This is a genomic window from Pantoea sp. QMID4, assembly GCF_030270445.1.
Taxonomy (GTDB): domain Bacteria; phylum Pseudomonadota; class Gammaproteobacteria; order Enterobacterales; family Enterobacteriaceae; genus Pantoea; species Pantoea vagans.
On sequence record NZ_BSXL01000004.1, the window covers coordinates 22,086 to 34,600 of the forward strand.

At 58.1% G+C, this 12,515-nt stretch carries 11 protein-coding genes and 1 riboswitch; of the genes, 7 read left to right on the forward strand and 4 right to left on the reverse strand.

All coding sequences use genetic code 11. The features are described from left to right. The first annotated feature begins 73 nt into the window (after window positions 1–73). The gene (gene pgl / locus QSK07_RS09870) at window positions 74–1,075 is read left to right on the forward strand and encodes a 6-phosphogluconolactonase (RefSeq protein ID WP_285720817.1); all 1,002 of its coding nucleotides are present in this window, start codon (window positions 74–76) and stop codon (window positions 1,073–1,075) included. A 45-nt stretch (window positions 1,076–1,120) separates the two neighbouring features. Here pgl and QSK07_RS09875 read toward each other — a convergent pair whose 3' ends face one another. Continuing rightward, the gene (locus QSK07_RS09875; RefSeq protein ID WP_285720816.1) at window positions 1,121–1,597 is read right to left on the reverse strand and encodes a kinase inhibitor; all 477 of its coding nucleotides are present in this window, start codon (window positions 1,595–1,597) and stop codon (window positions 1,121–1,123) included. 75 nt (window positions 1,598–1,672) lie between these two features. Beyond that, the gene (bioA, locus tag QSK07_RS09880; RefSeq protein WP_285720815.1) at window positions 1,673–2,977 is read right to left on the reverse strand and encodes an adenosylmethionine--8-amino-7-oxononanoate transaminase; all 1,305 of its coding nucleotides are present in this window, start codon (window positions 2,975–2,977) and stop codon (window positions 1,673–1,675) included. 86 nt (window positions 2,978–3,063) lie between these two features. Here bioA and bioB point away from each other — a divergent pair, with 86 nt between their 5' ends. From bioB to bioD, 4 genes are read left to right on the forward strand one after another with little or no spacing between them, the layout of a single operon-like run. Next, window positions 3,064–4,095, forward strand: a complete 1,032-nt coding sequence (gene bioB / locus QSK07_RS09885) for a biotin synthase BioB (RefSeq protein ID WP_095707533.1) — start codon at window positions 3,064–3,066, stop codon at window positions 4,093–4,095. Beyond that, window positions 4,095–5,246: an 8-amino-7-oxononanoate synthase gene (bioF, locus tag QSK07_RS09890; protein ID WP_285720814.1), complete on the forward strand. Its 1,152-nt coding sequence runs from the start codon at window positions 4,095–4,097 to the stop codon at window positions 5,244–5,246. Before bioB ends, bioF begins: the two co-directional genes overlap by 1 nt. Next, window positions 5,230–5,985, forward strand: a complete 756-nt coding sequence (bioC, locus tag QSK07_RS09895) for a malonyl-ACP O-methyltransferase BioC (protein ID WP_285720813.1) — start codon at window positions 5,230–5,232, stop codon at window positions 5,983–5,985. The genes bioF and bioC overlap by 17 nt, the downstream gene beginning before the upstream one ends. After that, window positions 5,982–6,653: a dethiobiotin synthase gene (bioD, locus tag QSK07_RS09900; protein ID WP_285720812.1), complete on the forward strand. Its 672-nt coding sequence runs from the start codon at window positions 5,982–5,984 to the stop codon at window positions 6,651–6,653. The genes bioC and bioD overlap by 4 nt, the downstream gene beginning before the upstream one ends. 3 nt (window positions 6,654–6,656) lie before the next feature. On the opposite strand, the gene QSK07_RS09905 is transcribed toward bioD, so the two are convergent. Then, the gene (locus tag QSK07_RS09905) at window positions 6,657–7,379 is read right to left on the reverse strand and encodes an ABC transporter ATP-binding protein (protein WP_285720811.1); all 723 of its coding nucleotides are present in this window, start codon (window positions 7,377–7,379) and stop codon (window positions 6,657–6,659) included. An 892-nt stretch (window positions 7,380–8,271) separates the two neighbouring features. Between QSK07_RS09905 and uvrB the strand changes: the two genes are divergently transcribed. Further along, window positions 8,272–10,293, forward strand: a complete 2,022-nt coding sequence (gene uvrB, locus QSK07_RS09910; RefSeq protein WP_098051166.1) for an excinuclease ABC subunit UvrB — start codon at window positions 8,272–8,274, stop codon at window positions 10,291–10,293. Here the strand turns inward: uvrB and QSK07_RS09915 are convergent. Next, entirely contained in the window at window positions 10,277–11,200 is a 924-nt protein-coding gene (locus QSK07_RS09915; RefSeq protein WP_285720810.1) for a gluconeogenesis factor YvcK family protein, read from the reverse strand. The genes uvrB and QSK07_RS09915 overlap by 17 nt on opposite strands. A 199-nt stretch (window positions 11,201–11,399) precedes the next feature. Beyond that, a riboswitch (molybdenum cofactor riboswitch) is annotated at window positions 11,400–11,533 on the forward strand. On the opposite strand from QSK07_RS09915, the gene moaA reads away from it, so the two are divergent. After that, on the forward strand, window positions 11,523–12,509 hold the full coding sequence (gene moaA, locus QSK07_RS09920; RefSeq protein ID WP_098051164.1) for a GTP 3',8-cyclase MoaA: 987 nt from the start codon (window positions 11,523–11,525) through the stop codon (window positions 12,507–12,509). Its footprint overlaps the riboswitch before it by 11 nt. The last annotated feature ends 6 nt before the right edge of the window (window positions 12,510–12,515 follow it).

The following is a 12,515-nucleotide window of genomic DNA, read 5'->3' on the forward strand; positions in this document are numbered from 1 at the left end:
ATTCCAGCGCAGGCCAATAAAACACGCTACAGTGATTCACAGATCATGATCAGGCAGCAAAAAAGGAGAATGCATGAAACAGGTTGTCTACACCGCCAGTCCCGAGAGCCAGCAGATTCACGTCTGGCAGATGAATGATGAGGGTGCGCTGACGTTGCTTCAGGTGATTGATGTCGCCGGCCAGGTTCAGCCAATGGTGGTGAGTCCGAAACGCGATTTTCTCTATGTCGGTGTACGTCCTAATTTTCGCGTGCTGGCGTTTCAGATTGCCGCCGATGGCACGCTGACCGAAGCTGGTCAGGCACCGCTGCCGGGCAGTCCGACCCACATTTCCACCGATCGTGTGGGCCGGTTCCTGTTCTGCGGTTCTTACAATGATGCCTGCGTCAGCGTCAGCCCGATTGGCGATGACGGCATTCCGCAGGCACCGCTGCAGGTGATCAACGGCCTGGATGGCTGCCACTCTGCCAATATCGATACCGATAACAAGATACTCTATGTACCGGCACTGAAGCAGGACCGCATCTGTCTGTTTGCGCTGGGTGCAGACGGTCAGCTGACGCCGCGCAAACAGGCGCAGGTCACGACGGTAGAGGGCGCAGGTCCGCGTCATATGCAGTTCCATCCGGGCGGGCAGTTTGCTTACTGCGTCAACGAGCTCGACAGCACGGTTGATGTCTGGGCATTAAATACCGGTGAAGGCGAAGCAGAAAGCGTGCAGACGCTGGATATGATGCCGCCTGACTTCAGCGGTACGCGCTGGGCCGCCGATATTCATCTGACGCCGGATGGCCGTTTCCTCTATGCCTGCGATCGCACCAGCAGCACGCTGGCGATCTTCAGCGTCAGCGAACTGGGCGATGAACTGACGCTGGAAGGGTTCCAGCCGACAGAAACGCAGCCGCGCGGGTTCAATATCGATCACAGCGGACGTTATCTGGTGGTGGCGGGACAGAAATCGCATCACATCGAAGTGTATGCGATCAGCGAACCGAAGGGGCTGTTACAGCCGCTGGGACGTTATGCGGTAGGGCAGGGCCCGATGTGGGTAGTTATTCACCCGTTGCAGGCGTAACGTACCCTGAAAGACGCCTCTCCTGAGCGGGAGAGGCGAATTGCATTACTGATAATTCACGGTCAGCGAGGCGCTCGCCAGTGCGTGGAAATGCACATTAAAGCCGACCATTGCGCCACTGGCGCCTTCGTCCACCTCAATCGTCTCCACTTCCAGCGCATGAACGGTGAAAATGTAGCGATGAGTTTCGCCCTGTGGCGGTGCCGCGCCACCATAGCCCGCCTGACCGAAATCGGTGCGGGTCTGGATTGCGCCTGCTGGCAGTGACGCTTTGCCGGAACCGGCACCCTGCGGCAGTGACGTGGTGCTGGACGGAATATTCGCCACGACCCAATGCCACCAGCCGGAACCCGTCGGCGCATCAGGATCGTAGCAGGTCACCACAAAACTTTTGGTGCCTTCCGGTGCCGCTTCCCAGGCAAGATGGGGAGAAATATTCTCGCCCTGATAACCCATGCCGTTGAAAACATGCTTTTCTGGCATCTTCTCGCCGTCATTAAAATCCTGACTAAAAACGCGCATCACATCTCCTTAACTGTCGATGAATAGCCTTTCATCATAACCAAAAGCGCCACCAGTGCCAGTGGCCAGCCCGCTTCAGGCGGCAAAATGTTGCGAATGTTCCAGCGCGTTGCCAATCGCCTGCACCAGCTGACTCAGAGCCTGTGGCGTGATGATGTAGGGCGGCATCAGGTAGATCAGTCGGCCAAACGGCCGGATCCAGACGCCCTGTTCGACAAAGAACTGCTGCAGTGACGCCATGTTAACTGCCTGATGGGTTTCAACTACGCCAATCGCCCCCAGCACGCGCACATCAGCCACCTGCGGTAAACGGCGCAGCGGCAGCAGCTCAGCCCGCAGCTGCTGTTCGATTGCGGCCACCTGGCGCTGCCAGTGACCGTCCGCCAGCATGCTCAGGCTCTCCGCCGCCACCGCGCAGGCCAGCGGATTCCCCATAAAGGTCGGGCCATGCATAAAACAGCCTGCCGCGCTGCGGCTGATAGTGTCAGCCACCTCGCGGGTGGTCAGGGTCGCCGCCAGCGTCATCATGCCGCCGGTCAGTGCCTTGCCGACGCAGAGAATATCCGGGGTAATAACCGCATGTTCACAGGCAAAGAGCTTGCCGGTGCGGCCAAATCCGGTGGCGATCTCATCCGCAATCAGCAGCACGCCATAGCGGTCGCACGCATCCCGCGCCTGCTGCAGATAGCGTGGATGATAGAAACGCATCCCGCCCGCACCCTGCACAATCGGCTCCAGAATCACCGCCGCCAGCTGCCGGTGATGCTGTTCAATCAGCCGGGCGAAATCATCGAAATCGCGTTCGTCCCATTCATCATCAAAGCCACAGGCCGGAGCCGCCGCAAAGTGGTGCTCAGGCAGATAACCGCGCCACAGACTGTGCATTGAGTTCTCGGGATCACAGACCGACATCGCGGCAAAGGTATCGCCATGATAGCCGCGCTTCAGCGTCAGAAACTGCTGGCGCGTCTCACCCCGGCCGAGCCAGTACTGCAGTGCCATTTTCATCGACACTTCTACCGCCACCGAGCCGGAGTCGGCCAGAAAAACGCACTCCAGCGCCTCAGGCGTCATCGCCACCAGTTTTCGGCAAAGCGCGACCGCTGCCGGATGGGTAATGCCGCCAAACATCACGTGCGACATCTGCGTGACCTGCTCCGTCAGCGCCCGGTTCAGTCGCGGATGGTTGTAACCATGAATCGCCGCCCACCACGATGACATTCCATCCACCAGCTCACGGCCATCGGCCAGTTGCAGCTGAAAACCCTGCGCGGCCACCACGGGGTAGCAGGGCAGCGGATCCTTCATCGAGGTGTAGGGATGCCAGATATGCTGGCGGTCAAAACGGGCATCATCGGAGGAGAAAACGGGGGTAGTCATCGGAGTTGTAAACCAAAATAAAAAAATATAGTTTACAAGTATACCCCTGCTTTCTGTCGGGATGACACCCTTTTCTGGAGTACGTAATGGCTCAACGCTGGACAATTGCACAGGCGCAAGCACTGTTTGATCAACCTTTTCTTGAACTGATGTTTAAAGCGCAGCAGGTGCATCGTCAGCACTTCGACCCGCGCCAGGTGCAGGTCAGTACCCTGCTGTCGATCAAAACCGGGGCCTGCCCGGAAGATTGCAAATACTGCCCGCAGAGTGCGCGCTATAAGACCGGCCTGGAGTCGGAACGTCTGATGGAAGTGGAGGAGGTACTGACCTCTGCGCGTCAGGCTAAAGCCGCCGGTTCAACCCGTTTCTGCATGGGTGCTGCATGGAAAAACCCACACGAGCGCGATATGCCGTACCTGGAAAAAATGGTTGAAGGCGTGAAGGCGATGGGAATGGAAACCTGCATGACGCTCGGCACGCTTAGCGATCAACAGGCGCAGCGGCTGGCGGGCGCGGGCCTCGATTACTACAACCATAACCTCGACACCTCGCCGGAATTCTATGGCTCCATCATCACCACCCGCAGCTATCAGGAACGTCTGGACACGCTCGGCAAAGTGCGTGACGCCGGAATTAAAGTCTGTTCGGGCGGCATCGTCGGCCTGGGTGAAACCGTGAACGACCGTGCCGGTCTGCTGGTGCAGTTAGCCAATCTGCCGACGCCGCCGGAGAGCGTGCCGATCAACATGCTGGTGAAGGTCAAAGGCACGCCGCTGGCGGACAACGATGACGTAGAGCCTTTCGATTTTATCCGCACCATCGCGGTGGCGCGCATCATGATGCCGACCTCGCATGTGCGCCTCTCAGCGGGCCGCGAGCAGATGAGCGAGCAGACTCAGGCGATGTGCTTTATGGCCGGAGCGAACTCGATTTTCTACGGCTGCAAATTGCTGACCACGCCAAATCCGGAAGAGGATAAAGACCGCGTGCTGTTCCGCAAACTGGGGCTGAACCCGGAGCATACCCACACCCGGCATGGCGATCAGCAGCAGGAAGAACACCTCAGTGAGCAGCTGTTCCATGCCGATACTGAACAGTTCTACAACGCGGCACTGTAATGAGCTGGCAGCAACGACTTCAGCAGGGGCTGGCGCAGCGCCGTGCGGCCAATGGCTGGCGACAGCGTCGAATCATCGATCAGCAAGCTACCCGCACGTTAGAGAGCGGTGGCCGCCGCTATCTGCACTTCTCCAGCAATGACTATCTCGGTTTAACCCGCCATCCGGCGGTGATTGCGGGCTGGCAACAGGGTGCGGCGCTGGCGGGCGCGGGGGCGGGGGCCTCGGGACACGTCACTGGTTATCACCGTCAGCACGCCGAACTTGAAGCGCAGCTGGCCGACTGGCTCGGCTATGACCGTGCGCTGCTGTTTATCTCCGGCTTTGCCGCCAATCAGGCGGTGATTCATCTGCTGGGCGAGAAAAACGATCGCATCCTGGCCGATAAACTCAGCCATGCCTCGCTGCTCGACGCCGCCAGCCACAGCCCGGCGCAGTTGCGGCGTTTCAGTCATAACGACCCGGAGAGCCTGACGACACGGCTCGCGTCACCCTGCGAGGGGGAAACGCTGGTGGTGACGGAAGGCATTTTCAGTATGGATGGCGACAGCGCACCGCTGGCTACGCTGGCGCAACAGACGCGTCAGGCAAAGGGCTGGCTGCTGGTGGATGATGCGCACGGCATCGGCGTGATGGGTGAGCAAGGGCGCGGCAGCTGCTGGCAGCAGGGCGTTAAGCCGGAACTGCTGGTGGTCACTTTTGGCAAAGCCTTTGGCGTCAGCGGTGCCGCGCTGCTGTGCGATGCTGATACCGCCGACTATTTCCTGCAGTTCAGCCGTCATCTGATCTATTCCACCGCCATGCCCGCCGCGCAGGCCGTGGCGCTGCAGGCGGCGCTGCGTGAAATTCAGCAGGGTGATGCGCTGCGCCTGCAGCTGCAGCAGAACATTGCGCATTTCCGGCGTGGCGCAGCCTCACTGCCGTGGCAACTGATGAACTCCGGCAGTGCGATACAGCCGCTGCTAATCGGTGAAAATGGCGATGCGATGGCGCTCTCGACGCGGCTGGCGGAAGCGGGCTGCTGGGTTAGTGCGATTAGGCCACCTACCGTGCCGCCGGGAACGGCCCGGCTGCGCATTACCCTGACTGCGTCACATCGCCGTGAAGATATTGACCGGTTACTGGAGGCGCTGCATGACGCTGCGGGTTGATAAGCAGGCGGTTGCGCGTGCCTTTGGCCGGGCGGCCAGCCATTACGATGCCCATGCGGCACTGCAGCGCCTCAGCGGCGATGCGCTGCTGGCTCGCGCACCGGCTCACAGTGGGCTGCAGCTGCTGGATGCCGGGTGTGGCACCGGCTGGTACAGCAGGCTGTGGCGCGAACGCGGCAAACAGGTGACGGCGCTGGATCTCTCACTGCAGATGCTGCAACAGGCGCGGGACAACGGCGCGGCGCAGCACTATCTGGCGGGCGACATTGACGCGCTGCCGCTGGCGGATAACAGCATCGACCTGGTGTGGAGCAACCTGGCGGTGCAGTGGAGTGAAAATCTGCCCGGCGCGCTGCGTCAGTTCCGGCGCGTGCTGCGGCCTGAGGGCACGCTGCTGTTTTCTACACTGGGCGACGGTTCGTTGCAGGAAGTGCATGAAGCCTGGTCCCATCTGGATGCATTACCCCATGCTAATCGCTTTCTCAGCGAGGCGAAGATTGCCGCGGCCTGCCACGCAGAGCAACTGCGCTGCAGCTCAGAGGTAGTCACCCTGCATTTCCCCGATGCGCTCAGTGCCATGCGGTCGCTGAAAGGGATTGGGGCGACCCATCTGCATCAGGGGCGCGACGGGCAGATATTCACCCGGCAACGGCTTAACCAGTTAGAGGCGCACTGGCCGCGCGATCGGCACGGCTATCGCCTGAGTTACCATTTAATTTATGGAGTCACGCTTTCATGAAACGGTTTTTTATTACCGGCACCGACACTGAAGTCGGTAAAACGGTCGCCAGCGGCGCACTGTTGCAGACTGCGGCTGCCGCAGGCTACCGCTGTGCGGGCTACAAGCCGGTTGCGTCAGGCTGTGAGATGACGCCAGAAGGCATTCGCAACAGCGATGCGCTGGCACTGCAGCGCTTCAGCAGCGTGCCGTTGAGCTATCAGCATGTCAATCCGCTGGCATTTATGGAGCCGACCTCGCCGCACATCGTCAGCGCTGAAGAGGGCAGACCGATTACTCATCTGGCGCTGTCAGCGGGTCTGGCGGCGCTGGAGCCGCTGGCGGACTGGATTCTGGTTGAGGGTGCGGGCGGCTGGTACACCCCGCTGTCAGAGACGCATACTTATGCGGACTGGGTGGTCAGCGAACAGCTGCCCGTGATTCTGGTGGTGGGAATAAAGCTCGGCTGTATCAACCACGCCATGCTCACCGCCGAGGCGGTGCGTGCGTGCGGCCTGCCACTGGTGGGTTGGATCGCCAACACGGTCGTAAAGCCGGGCAAACGCTATCAGGAATATCTCACCAGTCTGAAAAACAGACTGCCTGCGCCCTGTCTGGGTACCATTCCGTATCTTACCGATGCAGCCCAGCAGGCGTCCTGTGGACAGTATCTGACGCTGCCGCAGTGAGATTCAGGCGACGGTTAGCCATTTATCCACGGTGTAGTCATCCAGCTGCTCCATGCTGCCCTGCGCCACATTACGGCCACGGTGCAGCAGCAGGAAATAGTCCGCCACCCGCCGGATCAACGACAGGCGCTGCTCCAGCAGCAGGATGGTCAGCCCGTAGTCGAGGTTAAGCCGGCTGATCAGGTTGCCCATTTCCTCTTCCAGCCACGGCGACATCCCATCAGTCGGCTCATCGAGAATCAGCAGTTTGGGCTGAAGCACCAGCGCGCGTGCCAGGGCCAGCTGTTGCTGCTGATCGATAGGCAGATCGCCGCTGCGTTGCTGGCGCAGGGAGTAGAGCGCCGGGAACAAATCAAAGACCATTTCGGGAATCGCGCGATGGCGGTCGCGCTGGCCGGCACCCGCCAGTAAGGCTATCAGCAGGTTATCTTCCACGCTCATCTGGGTAAAAATATGGCGGCCCTGCGGCACATAGCCGATGCCCATCTGCGCCCGCTGTTCGGCGGGCTGCAGCAGCAAATCTTCCGGCGGCGAACCATCCTCTTTCCAGGAAATGGTGCCGCTGTTAATCGGCAGTCTGCCCATGATGCAGTTGACCAGCGTGGTTTTACCCATGCCAGGACTGCCCAGAATACCGGTGCAGGTGCCAGGCGACAGATCCAGGTCCACATCCCACAGAATATGGTTTTGACCGTAAAATTGATTTACCGAACGTAGACTCAGCATCTGACACTCTCCTTCCCGATCATTAGCCTGATTGCTTCCGCTCTCTGTCGTCTGGCAAACAAGTCATCAGCAACGGCAGCCTCACCATTGCAACACAGTGCGCGTAAAGCGCGGTGACGTTACTGACTCCTGCAATTCCCAGGCCAGATCTTAAAACGGCCCTGTTTCCTGCTGCAGTGCGCTGTATCAGGAATAAAAGGTGAGAAAAACTTATCAATTGCCCATAGTCATCACGCGCCTGCACTTTTACAGTGCCTGCGGGCGCTGTTTGTGGTGCAGACGTGCTGCGGTCACGCAGAATGTCTGATTAAGAATCTTAGTGAAACGATGAAAATTTGCGTACCACGCCAGGCGAGAGATTAAAAATGCAGAATAATCCGTCAGCAGCCGACGAGAAATTTAACGCAAAAAAAATTATTTTCAACGAGGCGGGAGGGCAGGGAAAAATTATACACAGCTGATGGCGGCGGGGCTGCCATCACTTATCCACCATTCCTGTGGATAACCTTGTGCATTAGGTAATGAAAACCGGTTAGAAGCGAGGAAATACGCGGCCTGGTAACATAATGATGAGATTCTGGCCTTATTAGCTTAAATCAATTAAATCAGCTGGTTATCAAAAAACAAGCCTGCGAATTCTCTGTCAGGTAACCGAACTGTAATTTTGTGACGTTCTATTGACAAATGTTAAATCTGATCCCGTTCTGGGGATAACATTGCGCAACACGCTTTGCGATATCACGTATCCGAAGCAGGCGGCCTGAGTCTTGCCCTGATTGCATTAATCTTGCACGATTACTGTTTTTATATCCAGTATTATTTTCTGGCAAAATCACCATAGCAGAGTAAAATAAGTGCCTGCCCGCCGACTTCTCCAGCAGGAACTGCATTCATGACCAAAGTTTTTAAACTCAATTCTGCCTTTAAACCTTCGGGCGACCAGCCTGAGGCGATCCGTCGTCTGGAAGAGGGGCTGGAGGATGGACTGGCCCATCAGACCCTATTAGGCGTGACCGGCTCCGGTAAAACCTTTACCGTCGCCAACGTCATTGCTGACCTCAATCGCCCGACGATGGTGCTGGCGCCGAACAAGACGCTGGCGGCGCAGCTCTATGGTGAGATGAAAGAGTTTTTCCCGGATAACGCCGTCGAGTTTTTCGTCTCTTACTACGACTACTATCAGCCTGAAGCCTATGTGCCGAGCTCCGACACCTTTATTGAAAAAGATGCGTCGGTGAATGAACACATTGAACAGATGCGTCTGTCGGCGACCAAGGCGCTTCTGGAGCGGCGCGATGTTATCGTGGTGGCGTCGGTTTCAGCGATCTACGGTCTGGGCGATCCCGATCTCTATCTGAAAATGATGCTGCACCTGACCCGCGGCATGATTATCGATCAGCGCAGCATCCTGCGCCGCCTCTCAGAGCTGCAATACACCCGTAACGATCAGGCGTTTCAGCGCGGCACCTTCCGCGTGCGTGGCGAAGTGATTGATATCTTCCCCGCGGAGTCAGACGATATTGCGCTGCGCGTCGAACTGTTTGACGAAGAGGTCGAGCGTCTGTCGCTGTTTGACCCGCTGACCGGACAGATCGATTCAGTGGTGCCGCGCTTTACTATCTATCCTAAGACGCACTACGTCACGCCGCGTGAGCGCATTCTGCAGGCGATGGAAGACATCAAAGTCGAGCTGGCGGATCGCCGCCGGGTACTGCTGGAGAACAATAAACTGCTGGAAGAGCAGCGTATTACCCAGCGTACCCAGTTCGACCTGGAGATGATGAGTGAGCTGGGTTACTGCTCCGGCATCGAGAACTACTCACGCTATCTCTCCGCACGCGGACAGGGCGAAGCGCCACCGACGCTGTTTGACTATCTCCCTGCCGATGGCCTGCTGGTGGTGGATGAGTCCCACGTCACCATCCCGCAGATTGGCGGCATGTACAAAGGCGACCGGGCGCGCAAAGAGACGCTGGTGGAGTATGGCTTCCGCCTGCCGTCGGCGCTGGACAACCGTCCGATGAAGTTTGAAGAGTTTGAGGCGCTGGCCCCGCAGACCATCTATGTTTCGGCAACGCCGGGCAAATATGAGCTGGAAAAATCGGGTGACGAAGTCGTCGATCAGGTGGTACGTCCCACCGGCCTGCTGGATCCGATCATCGAAGTCCGTCCGGTCGGCACCCAGGTTGACGATCTGCTGTCGGAAATCCGTCAGCGCGTGGCGATTAACGAACGTGTGCTGGTAACAGTGCTGACCAAGCGCATGGCGGAAGATCTCACTGAGTATCTGACGGAGCATGGCGAGAAGGTGCGCTATCTGCACTCCGACATCGACACCGTAGAGCGTATGGAGATTATCCGCGACTTACGTCTGGGTGAGTTTGATGTGCTGGTGGGCATCAACTTACTGCGTGAGGGGCTGGATATGCCGGAAGTGTCGCTGGTGGCGATTCTGGATGCGGATAAAGAGGGCTTCCTGCGTTCCGAACGATCGCTGATTCAGACTATTGGTCGTGCGGCGCGTAACATCAACGGCAAAGCGATTCTCTATGGCGATAAAATCACGCCGTCGATGGCGCGTGCTATTGAAGAGACGGAGCGCCGCCGCGAGAAACAGCAACTGCACAACGAAAAGAACGGCATTGTGCCGCAGGGCCTGAACAAGAAGATCACCGATATCCTGGAGCTGGGCAACAACGTGGTGAAAACCCGCGGCAAAGCAAAACCGGCACGTCCTGGCGAGGCTCAGGCACTGGCCGATTTCCAGCTGTTAACGCCGCAGGCGCTGCAGAAGAAAATCCACGAGCTGGAAGGGCAGATGCAGCAGCACGCGCAGAACCTGGAGTTCGAACAGGCGGCCAGCGTGCGCGATCAACTGCATGAGCTGCGAACGCTGTTTATTGCGGCCTCGTAGCGCCGTCAAAGCCCTGAATGGCGTGTTCCAGCGCCAGCCGTAACAGCTGGCGGTCATGACGATATCGGATATCGGCGGCCTCCAGCGGTTCACGGACAATCAGACGGTTTTCAATGCCCTCTGTGGCGACCGACGGTCCGACCACTACCGCATCAATTACCCGCTTGCCGATGTATCGTTCCATCATCTGAAGCTTATCAGCCACCGAAAGACTGGCTGCAGCGGGGCTGAGCTCGCGCCCCAGATTGCCGATAAACACCATGGTGGCAGGCGTGCGACGCAGTGCCTGCGCCATCTCTTCCATCAGCAGAATCGGCATCAGGCTGGTGTAGAAACTGCCTGGACCGATCAGGATCAGATCCGCTTCTGCAATGGCCTGCAGCGCTTCCCGCGTCGGCTGGACGTTGGGATGCAGCATCAGTTCCTGCGGCGGCTGCTTCATCTCATCGATCGCGGTTTCGCCGTAAACCATATTGCTTTCGGCATCCATCGCCACCAGATCCACCGGCTGCTCCGACATCGGGATTAAAAAGGCGTCGACCTTCAACAGGTTACGGATGATATTGATCGCTTCCAGCGGGCGAACGCTCAAATGATCCAGCGCCCGCAGCATCAGATTACCGAGGTTGTGACCGGCCAGTTCGCCGTTACCGGCAAAGCGATACTCGAACATCGCGGAGGCGACGCTGGGTTCTGCAATCAGCTGGTTAAGACAGTTGCGCATGTCGCCCCAGGCGATACCGCCTTCGGATCGACGAATGCGGCCGGTCGATCCGCCGTTGTCGGTGGTGGTGACGATGCCGGTAAGACGTGAGCCCAGCGGGGAAAGGGCCGACATCACGCGGCCTAAACCGTGTCCGCCGCCCAGTGCCACAACGCGATCAAGATCGGCCAGTGTGCGATTCATACTTCTCCTTAACATCTCGTAGCGTAGCTCTGAACGCTAAGCTCGCGCGGATGACTTGCGTCAAAATCTGGAGCGCATTTTAACGTATCCTGTCGCGAAAATGCGGTGAAAATTCGATATGTATAAGAATATATAGCGAAAAGAGCAAATGGAAGAGTGAGTAAATTCACGCTACCATCATGTTTACCGCGCTGATCAACGGGTCAGCGTACACTCAAGCCTGAATGCCTAAGTCTGCGGATAGGGGGTTCAGGCCGTAGCCATCGAGCTGCCAGGGTGCAGGAAGAAATGACTGCATCTCCCAATCTGGAAAGGTGTTCTGGTGTCACAATTTACTGATGCATACGCGCGTAAGTTCTATTACCTGCGCCTGTCGGTCACAGATGTCTGTAATTTCCGCTGTACCTACTGTCTTCCTGACGGTTACAAACCGCAGGGAATTCGTAACAAAAGCTTTCTCTCTCTGGATGAAATCCGCCGTGTCACGCGGGCTTTTGCCGCAGCCGGAACCGAAAAAGTGCGGCTGACCGGCGGTGAGCCGTCGCTGCGCCGCGATTTCACCGACATCATTGCGGCAGTGCGTGAAAACGCCGCTATCCGCCAGATCGCGGTGACCACCAATGGCTACCGGCTGGCGCGCGACGTGAAGCAGTGGCGCGATGCGGGTCTGAACGCACTCAACGTCAGCGTCGACAGCCTGGATGCCCGTCAGTTTCACGCCATCACCGGTCAGGATAAATTCCATCAGGTGATGAGCGGCATTGATGCGGCGCTGGACGCCGGGTTTCGCCAGGTCAAAGTCAACAGCGTGCTGATGCGCGATCTCAACAGCCGTAATCTGGCTACGTTCCTCGACTGGATCCGCATCCGTCCGATTCAGCTGCGCTTTATCGAACTGATGGAGACTGGCGACGGCGGCACGCTGTTCCGCGATCAGCACGTGTCCGGCATGGTGATCCGCGATCAGCTGATTGCCCAGGGCTGGCAGCGTCGCGAAAGCGGGCGCAGCGACGGCCCGGCACAGGTCTTTTATCATCCCGACTATGTCGGCGAGATTGGCCTGATCATGCCTTACGCCAAAGATTTCTGTGCCAGCTGCAACCGTCTGCGCGTCTCGGCGCAGGGTAACCTTCACCTGTGCCTGTTTGGTGACGGCGGCATACCGCTGCGTGACCTGCTGGCGTCCGATGAGCAGCAGGCCGAACTGCAGGCGCGCATCGCCAGCAGCCTGGGACAGAAGAAGCAGACGCACTTCCTGCATCAGGGCAACACCGGCATCACACAAAATCTCTCTTACATTGGCGGCTAATTTCAG